The following is a 19,506-nucleotide window of genomic DNA, read 5'->3' on the forward strand; positions in this document are numbered from 1 at the left end:
TCCGACGACCCATCAGGTCATCCGTCCCGGACCCTTGACTCCGCTTGCACCAGGGCCGATTCTCGTCGCGACGATTGTGCGGGGCATGACAATTCATGCCGGGATCCGACCGCGCCCCTCCGCCGACCGAAGACATGAGTGATGACCTTGACCCGACAGCCACACCGCAGGCGCAGCCCCCTCACGGTCCTGTCGCTGCTGCTCGCCGTCATGGCCATGGTGCTCGGGCCCGTGCCCAGCTCCTCGGCCGACGCCGGCTGGTGGAACCCGACGGCCCGGCCCGCGCCGGACTCCGAGATCAACGTCACCGGCGAACCCTTCAAGGGCACCGACGCCCAGGGCAAGGTCCGCGGCTTCGTCGACGCGCACGACCACCTGATGTCCAACGAGGGCTTCGGCGGCCGACTCATCTGCGGCAAGCCGTTCTCCGACCTGGGGGTCGCCGACGCGCTCAAGGACTGCCCCGAGCACTACCCCGACGGCTCGCTGGCGATCTTCGACTACATCACCAACGGCGGGGACGGCAAGCACGACCCCAACGGCTGGCCCACCTTCAAGGACTGGCCGGCCCACGACTCCCTGACCCACCAGCAGAACTACTACGCCTGGGTGGAACGCGCCTGGCGCGGCGGCCAGCGGGTGCTGGTCAACGACCTCGTCACCAATGGTGTCATCTGCTCGGTCTACTTCTTCAAGGACCGCGGCTGCGACGAGATGACCGCCATCCGGCTGGAGGCGCAGAAGACCTACGACATGCAGGCCTTCGTCGACAGGATGTACGGCGGCCCGGGCAAGGGCTGGTTCCGCATCGTCACCGACTCCGCGCAGGCCCGCGACGTCGTCGAGCAGGGCAAACTCGCCGTGGTCCTGGGCGTGGAGACCTCCGAACCGTTCGGCTGCAAGCAGGTCCTGGACATCGCCCAGTGCAGCAAGGAGGACATCGACCGCGGCCTGGACGAGTTGCACCGCCTCGGCGTGCGCAGCATGTTCCTGTGCCACAAGTTCGACAACGCGCTGTGCGGGGTCCGCTTCGACCAGGGCGCCCTCGGCACCGCGATCAACGTCGGCCAGTTCCTGTCCACCGGCACGTTCTGGCAGACGGAGAAGTGCGCCGGCCCGCAGCACGACAACCCCATCGGCCTGGCGGCGGCTCCCGCCGCGCAGAAGGAACTGCCCGCGGGCGTCGCCGTCCCCTCGTACGCGGCCGACGCACAGTGCAATACGCGCGGGCTCACCGATCTCGGTGAGTACGCGCTGCGCGGGATGATGAAACGCAAGATGATGTTGGAGATCGACCACATGAGTGTCAAGGCCGCGGGCCGGGCCTTCGACGTCCTGGAGTCCGAGTCGTACTCCGGAGTCATCTCCTCGCACAGCTGGATGGACCTCGACTGGACCGAGCGCGTCTACCGGCTCGGCGGTTTCGTGGCCCAGTACATGAACGGCTCCGAGGCGTTCAGCGCCGAGGCCGACCGGACGAAGGCGCTGCGCGACAAGTACGGCGTCGGCTACGGGTACGGCACCGACATGAACGGCGTGGGCGGCTGGCCGGGCCCGCGCGGCGCGGACACCCCCAACCCCGTTCGCTATCCGTTCCGCAGCACCGACGGCGGCTCCGTCATCGAAAAGCAGACCACCGGACAGCGGACCTGGGACCTGAACAAGGACGGCGCCGCGCACTACGGCCTGGTCCCCGACTGGATCGAGGACGTCCGCATCGTCGGCGGGCAGGACGTGGTGGACGACCTGTTCAAGGGCGCCGAGTCCTACCTGACCACCTGGGGCAACTCCGAGAAGCACAAGGCCGGGGTGAACCTCGCCGCGGGCTCCGCCGCCGGCGCCTCGTCCGCGGAGTGGTGGAACCCGTTCGTCAACTACTCGGCGGGCCAAGCCGTGGACGGCAACACGGGCACGCGCTGGGCGAGCGAATGGAACGACGACCAGTGGCTGCGCGTCGACCTCGGCTCCACCAGCCGGGTGGGCCGCGTCACCCTCGACTGGGAGCGCGCCTACGGCAAGGCCTACCGCATCGAGGTCTCCACGGACGGGACGAACTGGCAGCAGGTCTGGTCGACGAACGCCGGTGACGGCGGCCTGGACACGGCCCGCTTCTCCGGCGTGACGGCCCGCCACGTCCGCGTCCAGGGACTCCAACGCGCAACCCAATGGGGTTACTCAGTACGCGAATTGGGCGTCTACAGCAGCTGATGGCACGGAGTACCGCCCAGGACACGGGCCGGCCGGATCCCTTCCGGCCGGCCCGTGCGTCCTGCGAACGAGACGAGGGGAAGCACCATGGCCCGGATGCCGTCGGCCGATCGGCGCCGCCAACTGACCGAGGCGGCGATCCGCGCGATGACCCGGGACGGGGTCGCCCGGACCACGACCCGGTCGATCGCGGCGGAGGCGGGCGTGTCGCTGAGCGTCTTCCACTACTGCTTCGACTCCAAGCAGGCCCTGCTGGAATCGGTGATCGAGGCGATCACCGCGCACTACGTGAGCGTGGTCAAGGAGGCGATCCGACCCCGCTCCACCCTGCGCGAGACGGTCCGGGCGGGCTTCCAGGCCTACTGGGACCACGTGACGGAGCAGCCCGGCGAGCACATGCTCACCTACGAACTCACCCAGTACGCCCTGCGTCAACCCGGGTTCGAGCATCTGGCGCGCCGACAGTACGAGCTGTACTGCGTCACCTACGAGGAGCTCATCGGGCAGCTGTGCGACAGCATGGACCTCGAACTACTGGTACCGGTACCGGTGTTGGCCCGCTACCTGGCCGCCATGACCGATGGGCTGACCCTCAACGTCCTCGTCCTCTGCGACGAGACGGCGACCAAGGAGATCCTCGACATGATCACCGACCACGTCGCGGGGCTCGTGGTCCCCCGACCGCCGGGCGGTCCTTGACCCGCCGTCGGCGGTCAGTCGTCCTTGGTGTGGTGCAGGCGCGCCCACATGGGCAGGACGAACCAGCACAGCAGGTACCAGGCCACCACTCCGCCCACCAGCCAGGGCACGAAGGCGTCGTGGGTGGCGACCCGCAGGATCAGGAAGAGCGCGGCGACCAGTGTCGCGAACAGCAGCACGAGCCCGACGGCACAGAGGCGGGAGGCCCATGCGACCGCCTGCGGCTTCATGTGGCGGCCCGTGACGATGCGGTGGAAGACGACCGGCGCGATGAGGGCTCCGGTGGCGAGGGAACCGAGGACGACGGTGACGATGTAGAGCGTCTTGTCGGTCTGCGGCAGGCCCTGGAAGTGCGGGGTGAACACGACGGTCAACAGGAAGCCGAAGAGGATCTGTACCCCGGTCTGGGTGACCCGTATCTCCTGGACCAGTTCCTCCCATTGACGGTCCGCGCGCTCCGCGGGGCTCTCGCTCCGGCCGTCGTCGGGGGCGGCTCTTCTCATGGCTCCTCCATCGCTCCGGGTCGGGGGCCGCCTACCCGCAGGGGGCGGGCCCATGCGGGTCCTCCTCGTCGTCGCAGGGGTCCTCCGGGTCCGCCGCGGCGGGGACGTGGATGTCCATCACGCAGATGTCGTCGCGGCGCTCCGGTCGCAGCGCGGCGAGACTGCGCGCCAGGCTCGCTCCGCCGCCCTCCGCGACGATCCGGCGGGCCGTGCCGGCGAGCCGGGCCAGGCCGAGGTCCATGTCCTCCCCCGGTTCCTCGACGAGCCCGTCGGTGTAGAGCAGCAGGTGGTCGTCGGGCCGCAGGTCGACGGCGCTCTGCTCGTAGACGGAGCCGAAGTCGGCTCCCAGGAGGGCGCCCGTGGGCTGGGGCAGGAACGATGCCTCGCCGTCGCGGATCAGCAGCGGGGGCAGGTGGCCGGCCCGCACCCAGGTCAGTCGACGGTCCCAGGGCCGGTAGCGGCCCATGATCATGGTGGCGGTGGCCCCGTGCGTGTCGGTGGCCGTGTGCAGGAGGAGGCTGTTGAGCCGGCTCAGGGCGTCGGGCAGTTCCGACCCGGTGACGATCATGCCCTTGGCGGTGAACCTGAGTTGCGCCATGGTTCCGACCGCGTCCAGGCCGTGGCCGGCGACGTCCCCGAGGACGAACAGGGCGCTGTCGTCGGGCAGTCCGATGGCGCTGTACCAGTCGCCGCCGACGTTCACCCCGCTGTCGGAGGGCAGGTAGGCGACGTCCACGCACAGCCCGGCCAGTTCCAGGGACTGCTCCTGCAGGGGCAGCAGCGCGTGCTGGAGCCGGGCGGCGAGGATCCGTTCGGCCTGGAGCATGCCGCGCTGCACCAGGACGGCGCGCTCGCTCTCCACCAGGGCGAGTTCGGTGTCCCGCTGTGCCGAGAGGTCCTGGAAGAAGCCGTGGACCTCGACCGGGGTACCGGCCTCGTCGGTGCCGGCCTCGGCGACGATGCGAAGGTGGCGTATCCCGTCGGCGGTGGTGATGCGGAACTGCTGGTCGACCGCGCGGCCCTCCCCCAGCAACCGGCGGACGGCGTCGCCGAGGCGCGGCAGGTCCTCCGGCAGGAGGTGCAGCGGGAGTTCCTCCAACGGCATGGGCCCGGCGGCGGGATCACGGCCGAAGATGACGAACACCTGGTCGGACCAGTTGATGACGTTCGTGACGAGGTCCCAGTCCGCCCAACCGAGGTTTCCCAACCGCTGCATGTCGGCCAGTCTGCGGGCCTCGCGGTCGCTGGTGTCGAGACGGATCCAGGACACGATCAGCCGGCCGCCCAACCGGGTCGCCCGGACCGCGTAGGAGGATTCGCGCGGCAGCCCGGCGGTCACCTCGTGGTAGGTGAAGGACGGGCCGTGGTAGTCGCTTCCCGTGGTCAGCGTGTCCAGGTACCCCTCCCACAGGTCGGTGCCCGCGACGGTGGGGTACGTCTCCAGGACGCTGCGGCCCACGAGTTCCTTGCCGCGGCGGCCGGCCACGTCCACCGACGCGGGTGCGGCCGCGTCGATCCGGTAGTCCTCGACCTCGCCCGTCCCGGAGCGCAGCGGCGTGAGGAGGATCGCCGCGCCGGAGAGCGCGTCGAGGATCCGCTGCACGGCGGCCACCTCCGCCTCTCCCACCGGGTCGGTCGTACCGGGTCGGCGCAGGTCGCGCAGCGGGCCCGCGCACATCCGGGCGGCCCGCCGCAGCAGGAGCCGGGTGTCGGGGGTGAAGGGGGCCCGGTGCGTCCGGAAGAAGCCGACGGCGGCGGTCGCGGGGCCCTCCGCGAAGACCGGTACCCAGGCGCGGGACTGCCAGCGTTCGGGCGGGTCACCGATGAGCTGGTAGCGCAGGGCGTCGTGCGGCGGGTCCTCCAGCCAGACCGGTTCCCGGCCGGCGAGGGCGACCATGGCGGCGACCCCGCTCAGCGGGGGGACGTGCCGCCACTGCGCGGCCAGGGCCTCGCTGATTCCGGCGGCTCCGGCCAGTTCCAGGCCTCCGGCGGGCGCCGCGGTGTAGATCATCACGGCGTCGATGTTCTCGGCGCCGCCCAGGACTGTCACCAGCAGTCCCGCGACCTCGTTCGCGTCGCGCACCCCGGCGAGGCCCTCGGCGAGCCGGGCGAGCAGCGGTCGCCGTTCCCGGGCGGCGCGTCCCGGCCGGGCGAGGTAGCGCCCGGGGTCGAACGGCGACGGGTCCGGCGCCGTGCCGGGTCCTCCCGCGCCGGCTGCCGCGGGCGGTTCGGCGGGGGTCCTCGGGCGGGTGCGCAGACCGCCGAGGGTGATCCAGCATTCCTCCATCAGGGTCCGGCCGCGCCGGTCCGCGCGCCGCATCAGCAGGGCGTGCGCCGCGTCCGCGGTCACGCCGGCCTGCGCCATGAGCACGCCCTTGGCCCGCTCCAGCACGGCCGTCGTCGAGGCGACCGCTTCCATGCCCTCGGCCTCGGCCCGCAGCTTCGCCACGATCCGGGCCAGGGCCAGGACCTCGGAAGCGGAGCCGTCGCCGGGAGGCGCGGGATCGCTCTTCATGTTTCGAGGATGGCACGGTGCGGCCGGTAGGGGCGGCTCAGCACGGCAGTGGGACGTCCACGGGGGTCACGGCGAGCCGGTCGACCACGGCGGTGAGGCTGCCGGTGCGGGCCAGGACGGCCCGCTGCCTGCTCGCGCCGGTGCCCCGACGGCGCAACCCCTCCCACAGGGTCCGTGCCGTGTCCAGGTCTCCGGCGGCCGCGAGCCCGGGTGCGGCGCGGTCCACCAGCCGGTCCACGAGCAGTTCGGCGGGCAACTGCCGGCCGCTGCACGGGTCGGCGCCCGGACCTTCGAGGCCTCCCCGCGCCGCGAGGGCGTGCGCGCCCCACAGGCGGTGCGGAGGCGCCGCCGGGGGCGGTACCCCGGCGTCCACGTCCCGCAGGAGGACGGCCGCGAGGCCCCGTACCAGGGCGGCGGTCAGGATGACGGTGTCCAGGTCGGCGTTGACGTCGGAGACCCGGATCTCCAGCGTCGGCACGTGTTCCGATGGGCGGGCGTACCAGTACAGCATCCGGCGGTCGAGCAGCACCCCGGCGGCGACCAGGCCGTCGACGTGGGCGAGGTAGTGCGCCTCGTCGACCACGGGCGGGGGTCCCACCGTCGGCCAGCAGGAGAAGGCGACCGAACGCCAGCTGTCGTGACCGGTGTCCCGACCCGCCATGAAGGGCGAGTTCCCGGTCAGGGACTGGAGCACCGGCAGCCAGGGCCGCATGTGGCTCGCCAGGGCGAGGGCCCGCGGCCGGTCCAGGGTGCCGACGTGGATGTGGCAGCCGCAGACGGCGGTGAACCGGTCGATGAGGTGCGCGGAGGCCCGGGCCATGCGCAGGTACCGTTCGTCGTCCGTCACCGTGAGGGGTTCCAGCGGCGCGATCACGGGGACGCCCGACGCCACCGGCAGGCAGCCCGCGGTGCGGGCCGCGCGCGTGGTGGTCTCCCGCAGCAGCGACAGTTGTCCGCGCAGGTCCGCGAGGTCGTGGGTGGGCCGCGTACAGACCTCCACCTGGGCGTCGTAGAACTCGCTCTGGACCAGTTCACCGAGCTCGCGGGCCGCTGTGGCGATCACCTGCGGACCCCGGTTGACGGGGGCCCTGGTGCCCCGGTCCACGAGGAGGTACTCCTCCTCGATTCCCACGGTCGGAACGTCCACGGGATCTCCTTGCCGACTGCGCCGAAGGACCGGACTCGGACGGCGCCTACCCCCTCGGCGCCCCCGCACCCCCCGTACCTCGGGTCACCCTCCGTCGGGTTCCGCCGCCCGCCAGACGGTGGTGATGTTGCAGAACTCGCGGATGCCGTGCCCGGACAGTTCCCGCCCGTAACCGGAGCGCTTGACGCCGCCGAAGGGCAGCGCGGGATGGGAGGCGGTCATGCCGTTGACGAACACGCCGCCCGCCTCCAGATCGCGCACGAAGCGCTCCAGCTCGGCGTCGTCGCGGGTCCAGACGTTCGAGCTGAGCCCGAAGGGGGTGTGGTTGGCCCGCTCGATCGCCTCGTCGAGGCTGCCGACCCGGTAGAGGGTGGCGACGGGCCCGAAGGTCTCCTCCAGGTCGATCCGCATCCCGTCGGTGATGTCGGCGAGGACCGTCGGCTCGTAGAACCAGCCCTCCTCGTGCGCCGGCGGGCGGCGCCCGCCGCACAGGACGGTGGCGCCGCGGCTGACGGCGTCGTCGACGAGTTCCTCCACGTCCCGGCGACCGCTCTCGGTGGCCAGCGGGCCGACGTCGGTGGTGTCGAGCATCGGGTCGCCCACCGTCAGGGCCTTCATGCCGTCCGTGAAGTGCCGGGCGAAGGCTTCGTAGACGTCGGTGTGGACGATGAACCGTTTGGCGGCGATGCAGGACTGGCCGTTGTTCTGGACGCGGGCGGTGACGGCCGTGCGGGCGGCGCGGGCCACGTCGGCGGAGGGCATCACGACGTACGGGTCGCTGCCGCCGAGTTCCAGGACGGTCTTCTTGACCTCGTCGCCGGCCGCGGCGGCGACGGCGCGCCCCGCGGGTTCGCTGCCGGTCAGGGTGGCCGCGGCGACCCGCGGGTCGCGCAGGACGGCCTCCACGGCTCCCGAACCGATGAGCAGGGTCTGGAAGCAGCCGCGCGGGAAGCCCGCCCGGTGGAAGAGTTCGCCCAGGTAGAGGGCGGTCTGCGGGACGTTCGAGGCGTGTTTGAGCAGGCCCACGTTGCCCGCCATCAGGGCGGGCGCGGCGAACCGTACGACCTGCCACAGGGGGAAGTTCCAGGGCATGACGGCGAGGACCACACCGACGGGCCGGTACACGACCCGTACCGACGAGGCTCCCGCGTCGCGCACATCGGCGTCCGCGGGGTGCTCGTCGCCGAGGAGGCCCTCGGCGTGCGCGGCGTACCAGCGCATCGCCTTGACGCATTTGGCGGCCTCGGCCCGGGCCGCCGCCAGCGGCTTGCCCATCTCCGTGGTCATGGTGCGGGCGACGGCCTCCGCGTCCTCCTCCAGGAGGTCCGCCGCCCGGGACAGCAACGCGGACCGTTCGGCGAAGGTGGTGAGCCGGTGGGTGGCGGCCGTGCGTGCCGCCTCGGCCAGGCGTTCCTCGATGCCGTCGGCGTCGAGCGGGTCGAAGGTCCGCAGCGTCCTGCCGTTCGTGGGATTCACGGTGGCGATGCTCATGGTCCGCCCTTCCTCGGAGGGAACCGCCCCATAGACCCTGCCCGCCGGGTCACCGCGGCGCAACGCGAGGGCCGGTACCCGGGTGTTCCTGCGGGCGCGGCGGCGCCACGGATTGCGGGCCGTGGGGGGCGGCCGCATGGTGAGGATGCAACGTCCCCCCAGGAAGGAACGACCCCGTCATGGGCAAGGCAAAGGCCAAGGCCAAGCAGGTCAAGGGCAAGATGAAGGAAACCGCGGGCAGCGCGATGGACGACCACCGCATGCAGGCGGAGGGCAGTGCCGAGCGAATGAGCGGCAAAGCCGAGGAGATGGTCGCGAAGGCGACGGACGCGATGAAGAAGCCCGGGGGCCGGCACTGACGAAGTGCCCCCGGTGACCGGCGCCCCCGCACGGGGACGCCGGTCACCTGCGTGAGGAGCCCGCCCGTCAGGGGGGCGACGTCAGGGGCGCGTCGCGGCGGGACCGGACTACGGTCGGCCGCGCGGCTTGCCGCGCTTGGCGGCCTTGGGCGCGGCGGAACCACCGCGCGGGTTCTTCCCGGCCTGCTTGCCGCCGCCCGACTTGGCGCCCGACTTGCCGCCGGCCCGCGCCGCCGGGTTCTTGCCCTTGCCGCCGCCCGTCTCGGGGCGCTTGCGCTGCTTGGGCTGCGGCGGCGTCGGCGGACGCCCGCGCGTGCTGTTCACCGTCCGGCCGCGGACGATTCCGATGAACTCCTCGACCAGGTCGGTGGTCCTCTCCTCCGGCCAGGACAGGGCGATCCGTGATTCCGGGGCGTCCGACACGGTCCGGTAGGTGAGGTCCTTGCGGTGGTGCAGACGTGCCAGGGACTGGGGGACGACGAGGACGCCGATGCCGGCCGCCACCAGCTCGATGGCGTCCCCCGTGGTCTCGGGCCGTTCGAAGGCGGGCTTGCCCGGGAGGGTCTCCCAGGGAAGGACGTCGTCCAGGGGGTGCAGCACGATCTCGTCGGCGAGGTCCCCCGTCGACACCTCTTCCGCCGAGGCCACCAGATGGTCCTTGGGGATGACGACCACGGTCGTCTCGGTGTACAGCGGGATGGCGCTGAGGTCGGTCCGGTCGACGGGCAGCCGCACGAAGCCCGCGTCGGCACCGCTGCCGCGCAGCAGGTCGAACGCTTCGGCGGCGGGCACTCCGACGAGGGTCAGGGGGACGTCGGGCAGCCGCTCGTTCCAGATCCGCACCCACTTGGTGGGCGTCACTCCCGGGACATAGGCGAGCCGGAACGAAGGGGAAGTTTCCGAGCCTGTCACCCCGCCAGGTTACCGGTCGTGGTCGGAGGTGGCGCACACGCTCGATACCCTTGACCCCATGACGTCGCACCAGAGCACCCAGACGATGAAGCCCGCCACCGCGGCGAAGAAGCTGGGTGTGTACCTCGAAGCCACCCCCGCCGAGTTCCAGGAGGGTGTGGTTTCGCGCACCGAGCTGAACGCCCTCCAGACCGACCCGCCCGCGTGGCTGGTCGAGCTGCGGCAGAACGGTCCGCACCCCCGCCCCGTGGTCGCGGCGAAGCTCGGCGTCTCCATCGCCGGTCTCGCGCGCGGCGGAGTCACCGAGGCCCTCACCACGGAGCAGATCGACGCCGTGAAGCAGGAGAACCCCGAGTGGCTGCAGAAGGAGCGCGCCACCCAGGCGGAGGTCCGCAAGGAGACCGTCCGCATCAAGGAGAAGAACGCCGAGAAGGCGCAGCGCGCCCAGCAGTAGCGGCAGGAGGCGGCCGGGCGGCGTTCCCGCCCCCGCCGCTCCCCCGGTCCCGGCCGGCGATCGTCGCCGGGGACCGGTCCCGGCCGGCGTACCGCCGCGGGGACCGTGGCCGGGGTCCTGTCCGGTGAACCCCCGGGGGAAGGCGTGCCGGGGCCGCCCCGAGCAGAGGGTGCGCCGGGTCCCTCTCCATGACGCGTCCCTCGCCCTGCACCGCGATGCGGTCCGCGAGGGCGGCGGCGTCCGCGAGGTCCCGGCAGACCAGGAGCAGGCCGGGGCGACCGTGCTCCCACCCCGCCGCGGGGAGCGGCCCGTGGGCTCCGGTTCCCGCTCGGCACCCACCTCCCGCCCGGAATCCCGGCGCACGGGCTCCACGGGTTCGACGACCGGCTCGCGGCCGATCCCGCACCGCGCGCGAGGGCGTCGCCGACATCGAAGCGCGGGCCCGGAACCCCGACCTCCGCCACCACCCGGCAGCTCGGGTCCTTGCGGCCGACCCCTTCGACGGCGTTGGCGTCCCGTCCGGACGGGCGGAGCCGCCCGGTGGTGCCGGCCACCGAGGACGGGTGGCGGCGGCAGGACTCGACCCCGTCGAACCCGGGTCAAGGGCACGAGGCCGGTCGGAGGGGGATGCGTACCGGATTCGGCGGGTCGACAGGGGCGGCCGGCGCGGCCTCCGCATCATGGCGGAAGCCTCGTCACGGGTGGCCGGAAACTGAACTTGCCGCGCCAGGTGAGGCATACCTAACCTGTGCTCGCCCGGCCATCGGCCGGCCACACTTCGGCCACCGTCCCCACCGAAGGAGCCTCCCCCCATGTCCGAACGCCTCGACGCGGCACGTCCGTACGCCGTCTCGCTCTTCCGGATCGTCACCGGCCTCCTCTTCGCCTGCCACGGCGCGGCCTCCCTCTTCGGCGTCCTGGGCGGCGCCCGCGGCGGCGGCACGGTGCCCGTCGGCGACTGGCCCGGCTGGTACGCGGCCGTCATCCAGCTCGTCGCCGGCACCCTCGTCCTGCTGGGGCTCGGTACCCGCTCGGCGGCGTTCGCGGCGTCGGGCTCGATGGCCTACGCGTACTTCACCGTCCACCAGCCGCAGTCCCTGATGCCCCTGCAGAACGGCGGCGAGGCCTCGGCGATGTTCTGCTGGGCCTTCGCCCTGCTGATCTTCACCGGGCCCGGCGCCCTCGCCCTGGACGGGCTGTTCGCGGACCGCGCCGGCCGGGGCCGGGCGGAAGCCCGACGGGAAGCCGCCATCGCCTGAGGAATCGTTCCTCCACACCGGGGTCCGTGGCGCCCGACCCGTGCGACCGGGTGCGCCGCCATGGACCCCGCGAACCGCCCCGCCCGCTCCGCGGGGCGACCCCGGCCCCATGGCCGGGCGAGTGGCGTCTGAAACCCGTTCGTCCGTACGGCGTTAGACGGTTCGGACCGGCGCGCGCGCCAGCGCGACCGGCGGTCCGGTCTGATGCCGACGGAAGTACGAGGAGCGAAATGACGGACCCGATGCCCGCCGGTCCCGGTCGCAGGAGACTGGCAACCCGATGCCGGCGGATCACCGAGGACAGCTCGTTCGGGATGGCCGTCTTCGTCGTGATCCTGCTCAACGCGGCCCTGATGGGAGCGGAGACGTACAGCGGGCTCGCCCGGACGCACCGGGACGCGCTGGGCGTCGCCGAGGAGTGCTGCCTCGCCCTGTTCACCCTGGAGATGCTGCTGCGCATCGGCTCGTTCGTCGACCGGCCGAAAGCATTCTTCCGGGACCCATGGAACGTCTTCGACCTGGTGATCGTCGCCTCTGCGTTCGTACCGCTGCTGCGCGAGAACACCACCGTGCTGCGGCTGCTGCGGCTGGCCCGCGTGCTGCGCACCGCCCGGTTCCTGCCCCACCTGCGCATCCTGCTGGTCGCGGTCGGGCGCAGCCTGCCCGGCACCGCCAGCTTCCTGTTCGTCGGCGCGCTGGTGCTGTACGTGTACGCGATGGTCGGCTGGGTCTGCTTCGCGGAATCGGACCCGCAGCACTACGGCTCGATCGGACGGGCCTCCCTCACCCTGTTCCTGCTCACCACACTGGACGGCCTGACCGACGCCGTCCGGGCCGGGCTGCAGATCTCCCGGTTCAGCATCGTCTACTACGCCTCGTACGCGCTGCTCGCCTCGTTCGTCCTGGTCAACGTCCTGATCGGAGTGGTGCTCAATTCCCTCGACGAGGCGCGCGAGATGGAGGCGGAGGACAAGCGGGCACGGGATCGCGCCGAGGGTGCGAACGATCCCGCCGGGGAGGTGCGGGAGCGGATCGTGGCGGCCCGGCTGGCCCTGGACGACCTGGAGGCGAGTCTCGCCGACGTACCGCCCTCCGCTGCCGCCGCCGGAAGCGGGAAGGAACGCGAGAGGGAACTGGAATCGGCCCTGTAGGACGGCCCGATCCCCCTTGACCGGGGTGGAAGCGGTACGGGGTTCCCGGGGCGGGATGTGACGGAAGTCTGACGTACGGCCGGTCACCCTGGCGCCCGGGGCGGCCCCGGTGGTCGAATCGAGGGGTGAGCACGCACGAGGACACCGGGACGGGCACCGGACCGCAGGAGGACCCGGGGACCGGCACCGGGCGGGCCGCCGAGGGGCCCGACGGCCACGGCAGCCCGGTCGGCCGCCGGCTGGTGCTGGGGATGGCCGGCCTCGGCGCCCTGGGGCTGGCGGCCTCGCCCTGGCTGCGCCGGGCGGCCGAGGCGGGGCTCGGGGCCGTCGCGGGCAAGGACCCCACGGGCCTGACCGGGATGCTCCCCAACGGGGGCGGTTTCCGCTACTACTCGGTGGCATCCTCCGTACCCGAACGCGGCCCGGCGGACTACCGCCTCACGATCGGGGGCCTGGTCGAGCGGCCGGTCTCGTACCGGCTCGACGAGCTGCTCGGGATGCCGCAGACCCGGGTGGTGCGCGACGTCCAGTGCGTCACCGGCTGGCGGGTGCCGGCCACCCCCTTCGAGGGGGTGCCGGTGTGGCGGCTCCTGGACGCCGCAGGGGTCCTGCCCGAGGGGCGGGCCATCCGCTTCGACTGCTTCGACGGGACCTACACCGAGAGCCTCACCCTCCCGCAGGCCCGCCGCGAGGACGTCATGGTGGCCCTGCGGATGCAGGACCGGCCGCTGAGCCACCGCCACGGCGGACCGGTCCGCCTGTACGTGGCACCGATGTACTTCTACAAGTCCGCGAAATGGCTCTCGGGAATCACCGTGACCCGTGACGTGGAACCCGGCTACTGGGAGAGGCTCGGCTATGACGTCGACGCCTGGGTCGGCAAGTCGAACGGACGCGACGATGCACCCACCGCCTGACCTCCCGCCCCGCGTGGGCCGGTTCAGCCCCGCCGAGCGCTGGATCCACCGGGTCACGGCCGCCCTGATGGGCGTGTGCGTGGCCTCCGCCGGCTGCCTGTACCTGCCGCCGCTCGCGGAGCTCGTCGGACGCCGCCACCTGGTCGTCACCGTCCACGAGTGGTCGGGGCTGCTCCTGCCGGTGCCCCTCCTGGCGGGCCTGGCCTCCCGGGCCTTCCGGACCGACCTGCGGTTCCTCAACCGGTTCGGGCCGCACGACCGAATCTGGTTGCGTTCGGCGTTGCGCCGTCGCGGGCCGAGGCCGGCGGGCAAGTTCAACGCGGGGCAGAAGCTGTACGCGGCCTGGCTGGCCGGGGCGGTCCTCGTGATGCTCGGGACCGGACTGCTGATGTGGTTCACGGGGCTCGCGCCGCTGGCCGTGCGCACCGGCGCCACGTTCGTCCACGACTGGCTGGCCCTGGCCGTGGGGATCGTGCTCGCCGGGCACATCGGCAAGGCGCTGGGCGACCCGGAGGCCCGGCGCGGCCTGCGCACCGGTTCCGTCGCCCGGTGGTGGGCCGAGCACGAGCACCCGTTGTGGCGGCCCGGGGACGGACCCCGCTGAGCCCCCGCCCGTCGGACGGGGGCCCTGCGGCGGGTCAGCCGCGGTCGCGAACGGAGACGATGCCGTTGAACACGCCGACGTACGCGGTGCCGTCGGGGCCGAGGGTGATCGGCGCCCAGTTGTTGTCGTACAGCGGGCCGGTGCCGGTCAGTTGGCGCCAGCGGCGCTCACCGGTGCGGAAGTCCACCGCGGTGAGGTACCAGGCGTCGATCCCCCAGAAGTTGGGCTCCTTCTCGTAGAAGTAGAGCAGCCCGTTGGCGGTGGAAAGCTTGGGGACCACGGAGGGAGCGCGGATCGCGCTCTCCCAGACCGTGTCGCAGCCGCTGCCGTCGGCGCGGACGTCGATGCGGCTGACACCGCCGACGACGGACTTGCCGAGGAGCAACGAGGTGGGGTTCTCGTAGCCGTAGTTGTTCTCGACGACGATGCTGTTGCCCCAGGTGATGAGCGAGTTGTCGGTGGTCGAGGCGCCGGAGCCGAAGACGGGTACCTTGCAGACGAGGCGCCGGTCGGCGGCGACGTCGACGCCGCGCCGGTAGACCAGGACGTTCATCCGGTCGTCGGCGTTGTCGGTGATGGCGACGTACTTCTCACCGTTGTCGCCGAAGAGGTCCGGGGTGGTGCCCGAACCCTGGTTCACGGAACCGGGCTTGGTCCCGGTTCCGCGGTCGTACGTCTGGCGCCACTGCACCTCGGGGGTGCCGTCGGCGCCGGCGCGGAAGCTGTACAGGGCGTGGTCGGTGACGATGGAGACCCCGTCCTCGGCGACCGAGAAGGAGTTCTGGATCTCCTCACCGGCGAGCCGGAGCGAACGGATCCGTGCGGTCACCGGGTCCACGGTGCCGACCCGACCCTGGCGGGTGACCCACCAGATGCGGCCGTTCCAGTCGGGCATCACGGAGGTGATGGGGTCACAGGTCCCGGTGGGCCACAGGTTGGTCCACGTGACGCAGTCGTGCGGGACGTGGCCGGTGAGGTCCCAGTCGTTGTCGACGGTGAACTTCCAGCTCCCGTCCGCGTTCTGCGAGTGGGAGAGGCGCAGGACGTGCTGGCGGGAATCGGCCAGCACGGCCCGGTCCTGGTCGTCCAGGTAGAAGTAGGCGCCGCCCGAGGTGTCCTTGAAGATCTTCGCGAAGTCGAGCGAGGTGATCGCCTCGACAGTCGAAGAACGCTGCGGGAGCTGGTACTCCGCGAGCGTGGCGAGCGTGCGGGGCTCCAGGAGCTTGACCTTGAAGCCGGTGAAGGTGCCGCACACGGTGACCAGTCGGCCGCCCGTGTCGAAGGTGGCGGTGGCGCACTCGCCGCCGAGGGCGGCGATCTTCTCGCTCTTGACCTGCGGGTCGCGGCCGAGGGGGCCGGACCACGGGGACGTGGCACTGCCGGCGGCGTCGGAGTGCATGCCGTTGCGGCCGTTGGGCGCGAGGTGGGGGTGCTGCGGCGGGGCCTGCCCGGGCAGCGGGGCGGCGGTGGCGGGACCGCCGTCGTACTGGCTGATCAGGCGGTGGCCGGGTGCCTTGGGTATCTCCTCCGCCTGGGCCGGCGCCACCCCGTACATCACCGTCATGGCGGCGAGGGCGGGGACCACGGCGCAGTTCAGCGCTCTTCGGAACATCCGGGCGTCCTCCTTCGTCTTCAGTTTTGTTGACATCGCGTCTGACATCGCGCCGCCGCCAGACGCTAGGTCGCACTGCCCGAGGAGTCCATGGAAGAGCCGGATGATTCATGAAGGCGCAACAGTCGATCAAGGGGCCGTGATGTCGCTCCACTGCGTCGTGCGGTCGCACCAGCGGCCGAGGAGGACCGGATCGTGGCCCACAGCGAGGAGCCCGGCGCCCGTGTCGGCGCGGTACTCCTCGACGACGGCGACCAGCGCGGCCGTGGTGGAGGCGTCCAGCATCGCGGTCATCTCGTCGCACACCAGCCAGCGCGGCCGCAGCACCAAAGCCCTTGCCACGCAGGCACGTTGAAGCTGGCCGTCGCTGACCTCGTGGGGGCGCCGGACGAGCAGGTCCGCGCCGAGGCCGACCCGGTCGGCGAGCTCGGCCACCCGTGCGTCCACCTCCTCACGCCGGCCCGTGGCGCGCAGCGGTTCGGCGACGAGGTCGCGCAGCCGCAGGCGGGGGTCGGCCGACAGGCGGGGCTGCTGGAAGACGACGCCGACCTCGGTGCGCAGGGAGCGCGGGGCCCGGTGCCGGAAGCCCGTCACCCGGTGGCCCCCGAGGGTCACGGTCCCGCGGTCGGGGCGGTGCAGCAGGGCGGCCACCCGGGCCAGGGTGGACTTGCCGCAGCCGCTGGGCCCGAGCAGGCCGAGGGCCTCACCGGGGCGCAGGGTGAGGTGCGCGTCCCGCACGACGGGGTCGCGTCGGTCGTATCCGGCGGTGATCCCGGCGAGCTCAAGCATGGTGGCAGGCCACCCCTTCGGTGAGCGGGGGCCGGTCGGTCCGGCAGGAGGCGTCGGCCAGTGCGCAGCGGGCGGCGAAGGCGCAGCCGGCCGGCAGGTCGCCCAGTTCGGGCGGGGCTCCGGGGATGGGGGTGAAGGCCCGCTCGGGCAGGGCGTCGAGCAGTCCGCGGGCGTAGGGGTGGCGGGGCCCGGGCGCGCCGAAGAAGGCTTCGGCCGGGGCGATCTCGACGATCCGGCCGGCGTACATGACGGCGACGGTGTCGGCCGTCCGCTCGGCGGCCGCGAGGTCATGGGTGATCATCAGCAGGGCCCGGTCGGCGTCCCGGGTGTGGGCCCTGAGTTCGTCGACGGTGCGGTGGACGAGGTCCCGGTCGAGGCCGGTGGTCGGCTCGTCGGCGAGGAGCAGCGGGGCGTCGCCGACGAGGGCGAGTGCGGTGGCGGCGCGCTGGGCGAGGCCGCCGGAGAGTTCGTGCGGGTGGCGGTCGAGGTGGCTCGCGGGGAAGTGGGCGCGCGTGGCGGCCTCCTCGGCGGCGGCGCGCAGGCGCGGTCCGCTCCCGCGCCGGCCCCCCAGGGCCTTGCCGGCGAGTTCCCGGACGGTCTCCTCCAGGTGGGACCGGACGGTGCGGACGGGGGTGAGGTGGGCGGCCGGGCTCTGCGGGACCAGCCCGATCCGGCGGCCCCGTACGGTGCGGGCGAGCGTCGCCTCGTCGGCGGCGAGCAGGTCGAGGCCGTCTGCGAGCCGGGCGGAGCCGGCGGTCTCGGCGTTGCCGGGGAGCAGGCCGAGGAGGGCGGAGGCGAGGACGGACTTGCCGCAGCCGCTCTCGCCGACGAGGGCGAGGCATTCGCCGGGGCCCAACCGGAAGGTGGCTCCGGTGACGGCCTCGACGTGGTGGCCGCCGCGCATCCGGAAGCGGACCGAGAGCCGGTCCACGTCGAGGACGGTGGCCGCGGGAACGGCCGCGGCACGCACGGTTCCGGCGGGGCGGCTTCCGGCGGGGGCGTGGCTTCCCGCGGGGACGGGCGGGGGTGTGGTCACAGGGTCAGCTCCGAGCGGCGTCGGGGGTTCAGCCGGTCGCGCCAGGCGCCCGCGAGGCCGGCGATGGCGAGCGTCGGGATGATCAGCAGCAGGCCGGGGAAGAGCGTGGGCCACCAGTCCCCGGCGAGCAGCGAACCCCGGGCCGTCTGGACCAGGTTCCCGAGGCTGGCCTGGTGGGACGGCAGGCCGAGGCCGAGGAAGGACAGGGCGGACTCGTGCCACATGGCGTGCGGGATCATGAGCACCGCGGCGAGGCCGGCCTGCGGGAGCACGCCCGGGACCAGGTGCCGTACGGTGACGCGCCACCGGGAGGCACCGCCGGAGACGGCGGCGTCCACGTAGGGGCGGCTCCGGAGCGAGAGGACCTCTGCGCGCACGATCCGGGCGGTGGACAGCCAGTGGGTCAGGGCCACCGAGACGATGACGGGCCACACCCCGGGCCGGAACATGGCCACGATGAAGATGCCGAGCAGCAGGTGCGGGATGGCGGAGAGGGTGTCGACGGCCCGCATGACGAGGCGGTCGGTCCAGCCGCCCAGCGCCCCGGCCGCGGCTCCGACCGCGGTGCCGATGACGGTGGCGACCAGGGCCGCCACCAGGCCGACGAGCAGGGAGACCCGCAGTCCGTAGACACAGCGCAGGAGCAGGTCCCGGCCGACGTCGTCGGTGCCGAAGGGGTGGTCCCAGGACGGCGGCAGCAGCTTCGCCGTGAGGTCCACGGCCTGCTGGTCCAGCTGCGCCAGCGGGGGCACCAGCAGGACGGCGAGGACGATGACGGCCACGAGGGCCGCGCAGACCCGTACGCGCAGCGTGCGGTGGGAGCGGCGGGCGCCGCCGCGGGACTTCCAGATGATCGCCGACTCAGCCATCGAAGCCCACTCTCGGGTCGGCCAGCCCGTAGAGCAGGTCCGACAGCAGGTTCCCGGCGAGGACGGCGGCCGTGGCCAGCACGGTCAGCGCGGCCAGCAGCGGGAAGTCGACCGAGGTGGCGGCCTCGACGGTGGCGGCGGCGATGCCGGGCCAGCTGAACACGGTCTCCACCAGGAGGGCTCCGGTGATCAGTTCCGGGACGCGCGAGCCGATGAGCGTGAGCATCGGCAGCATGCCGGAGCGCAGGCCGTGGCCCAGCAGGATCCGCCGTTCGGCGACGCCCCGCGCCCGGGCTCCGCGGACGGGGTCCTCCTCCAGCGCGTCGGCCACGCCCTGGCGGACGTAGAGGAAGAACCAGGGCAGTTGGGAGATGCCGAGGACCAGCGCGGGCAGCACCAGGTGGGAGGCGACCTGCCCGAAGGTGACCGTGTCGTCGGCGGCGTCCGTGAGCCCTCCGGAGGGCAGGACGCCCAGGCGCACGGCGAAGAACCAGATGGCGAGCAGTCCGAGCCAGAACGCGGGTGCGGCCTCCAGGGTGTACGCGAGGGCGGACACGCCCCGGTCGAGGAGGCCTCCTTGGCGGCGGGCGGCCAGCACGCCGAGTCCCGTACCCAGCAGCACGGCCACGGCGAAGGCGCAGGAGGCCAGCAGCGCGGACCAGCCCACCCGTTCGACGATCACGTCGACGACGGGGCGGCGCATCACGGAGGAGGTACCGAGGTCGCCGGTGACGGCCGAGGTGAGCCACTCCCACCAGCGGGCCGGCATCGGCCGGTCGACGCCGAGGTTGACGCGCAGTTGGTCGAGTTCGGCCTGCGAGGCGGTGAGGCCGGCCGTGCCGGCGTACGCCTTGACGGGGTCGAACGGGGACATCGCGGCGATGGCGAAGACGCCGAAGGTGACGACGAGCAGGACCGGGGCGGCGAACAGGATCCGCCGCCCGGCCATGCGCGCCATCGGCCCCCAGGGGAGGCCGCGGG

Annotated in this window: 18 protein-coding genes; 8 read left to right on the forward strand and 10 right to left on the reverse strand. The window is 72.8% G+C overall.

The annotated features are described in order from the left end of the window. The first annotated feature begins 141 nt into the window (after window positions 1-141). Both ACZ58N_RS03010 and ACZ58N_RS03015 read left to right on the forward strand, forming a co-directional pair. Window positions 142-2,208, forward strand: coding sequence for a galactose-binding domain-containing protein (locus tag ACZ58N_RS03010; RefSeq protein WP_471154858.1), 2,067 nt, complete (start codon window positions 142-144; stop codon window positions 2,206-2,208). An 87-nt stretch (window positions 2,209-2,295) separates the two neighbouring features. Next, complete coding sequence (locus ACZ58N_RS03015; protein WP_471154861.1) at window positions 2,296-2,907, forward strand: TetR/AcrR family transcriptional regulator; 612 nt, start codon at window positions 2,296-2,298, stop codon at window positions 2,905-2,907. A 14-nt stretch (window positions 2,908-2,921) separates the two neighbouring features. Here ACZ58N_RS03015 and ACZ58N_RS03020 read toward each other — a convergent pair whose 3' ends face one another. From ACZ58N_RS03020 to ACZ58N_RS03035, 4 genes are all read right to left on the reverse strand, one after another. Continuing rightward, the gene (locus tag ACZ58N_RS03020; protein WP_389704912.1) at window positions 2,922-3,410 is read right to left on the reverse strand and encodes a DUF6328 family protein; all 489 of its coding nucleotides are present in this window, start codon (window positions 3,408-3,410) and stop codon (window positions 2,922-2,924) included. Between the two features lie 31 nt (window positions 3,411-3,441). After that, window positions 3,442-5,925, reverse strand: a complete 2,484-nt coding sequence (locus tag ACZ58N_RS03025; RefSeq protein ID WP_471154865.1) for a SpoIIE family protein phosphatase — start codon at window positions 5,923-5,925, stop codon at window positions 3,442-3,444. A 37-nt stretch (window positions 5,926-5,962) separates the two neighbouring features. Then, window positions 5,963-7,072, reverse strand: a complete 1,110-nt coding sequence (locus tag ACZ58N_RS03030; protein WP_471154867.1) for a carboxylate-amine ligase — start codon at window positions 7,070-7,072, stop codon at window positions 5,963-5,965. A gap of 84 nt (window positions 7,073-7,156) precedes the next feature. Beyond that, window positions 7,157-8,563: an NADP-dependent succinic semialdehyde dehydrogenase gene (locus tag ACZ58N_RS03035; protein WP_471154870.1), complete on the reverse strand. Its 1,407-nt coding sequence runs from the start codon at window positions 8,561-8,563 to the stop codon at window positions 7,157-7,159. A gap of 179 nt (window positions 8,564-8,742) precedes the next feature. Here ACZ58N_RS03035 and ACZ58N_RS03040 point away from each other — a divergent pair, with 179 nt between their 5' ends. Further along, window positions 8,743-8,922, forward strand: a complete 180-nt coding sequence (locus ACZ58N_RS03040) for a CsbD family protein (protein WP_471154872.1) — start codon at window positions 8,743-8,745, stop codon at window positions 8,920-8,922. Window positions 8,923-9,030: 108 nt separating this feature from the next. Here the strand turns inward: ACZ58N_RS03040 and ACZ58N_RS03045 are convergent, their stop codons facing one another. Beyond that, window positions 9,031-9,834 (reverse strand): LysR family substrate-binding domain-containing protein, encoded by an 804-nt coding sequence (locus ACZ58N_RS03045; RefSeq protein ID WP_471154875.1) that lies wholly within the window; start codon window positions 9,832-9,834, stop codon window positions 9,031-9,033. A 58-nt stretch (window positions 9,835-9,892) separates the two neighbouring features. Here ACZ58N_RS03045 and ACZ58N_RS03050 point away from each other — a divergent pair, with 58 nt between their 5' ends. The 5 genes from ACZ58N_RS03050 to ACZ58N_RS03070 all read left to right on the forward strand — a co-directional run bounded on the left by ACZ58N_RS03050 (window position 9,893) and on the right by ACZ58N_RS03070 (window position 14,219). Next, a complete protein-coding gene (locus ACZ58N_RS03050; protein ID WP_471154877.1) occupies window positions 9,893-10,288 on the forward strand; it encodes a DUF5997 family protein in 396 nt (131 codons plus the stop codon). 812 nt (window positions 10,289-11,100) lie between these two features. Then, complete coding sequence (locus ACZ58N_RS03055; RefSeq protein WP_471154880.1) at window positions 11,101-11,547, forward strand: DoxX family protein; 447 nt, start codon at window positions 11,101-11,103, stop codon at window positions 11,545-11,547. 230 nt (window positions 11,548-11,777) lie between these two features. Next, on the forward strand, window positions 11,778-12,698 hold the full coding sequence (locus ACZ58N_RS03060; RefSeq protein ID WP_471154882.1) for an ion transporter: 921 nt from the start codon (window positions 11,778-11,780) through the stop codon (window positions 12,696-12,698). A 125-nt stretch (window positions 12,699-12,823) separates the two neighbouring features. After that, window positions 12,824-13,615, forward strand: coding sequence for a molybdopterin-dependent oxidoreductase (locus ACZ58N_RS03065; RefSeq protein WP_471154885.1), 792 nt, complete (start codon window positions 12,824-12,826; stop codon window positions 13,613-13,615). Beyond that, window positions 13,599-14,219, forward strand: coding sequence for a cytochrome b/b6 domain-containing protein (locus ACZ58N_RS03070; RefSeq protein WP_471154887.1), 621 nt, complete (start codon window positions 13,599-13,601; stop codon window positions 14,217-14,219). The genes ACZ58N_RS03065 and ACZ58N_RS03070 overlap by 17 nt, the downstream gene beginning before the upstream one ends. A gap of 34 nt (window positions 14,220-14,253) precedes the next feature. Here ACZ58N_RS03070 and ACZ58N_RS03075 read toward each other — a convergent pair whose 3' ends face one another. The 5 genes from ACZ58N_RS03075 to ACZ58N_RS03095 form a co-directional block, all read right to left on the reverse strand. Continuing rightward, complete coding sequence (locus ACZ58N_RS03075) at window positions 14,254-15,831, reverse strand: hypothetical protein (protein ID WP_471154890.1); 1,578 nt, start codon at window positions 15,829-15,831, stop codon at window positions 14,254-14,256. Between the two features lie 129 nt (window positions 15,832-15,960). After that, window positions 15,961-16,620 carry an ABC transporter ATP-binding protein gene (locus ACZ58N_RS03080; RefSeq protein ID WP_471154892.1) on the reverse strand — a complete coding sequence of 220 codons (660 nt, stop codon included), beginning with the start codon at window positions 16,618-16,620 and terminating at the stop codon, window positions 15,961-15,963. Continuing rightward, a complete protein-coding gene (locus tag ACZ58N_RS03085; RefSeq protein ID WP_471155215.1) occupies window positions 16,613-17,524 on the reverse strand; it encodes an ABC transporter ATP-binding protein in 912 nt (303 codons plus the stop codon). Before ACZ58N_RS03085 ends, ACZ58N_RS03080 begins: the two co-directional genes overlap by 8 nt. 128 nt (window positions 17,525-17,652) lie before the next feature. After that, entirely contained in the window at window positions 17,653-18,525 is an 873-nt protein-coding gene (locus tag ACZ58N_RS03090; RefSeq protein WP_471154895.1) for an ABC transporter permease, read from the reverse strand. Next, window positions 18,518-19,483 (reverse strand): ABC transporter permease, encoded by a 966-nt coding sequence (locus tag ACZ58N_RS03095; protein WP_471155217.1) that lies wholly within the window; start codon window positions 19,481-19,483, stop codon window positions 18,518-18,520. Before ACZ58N_RS03095 ends, ACZ58N_RS03090 begins: the two co-directional genes overlap by 8 nt. Window positions 19,484-19,506: the final 23 nt, after the last annotated feature.

The organism is Streptomyces sp. NPDC040432 (assembly GCF_055595445.1).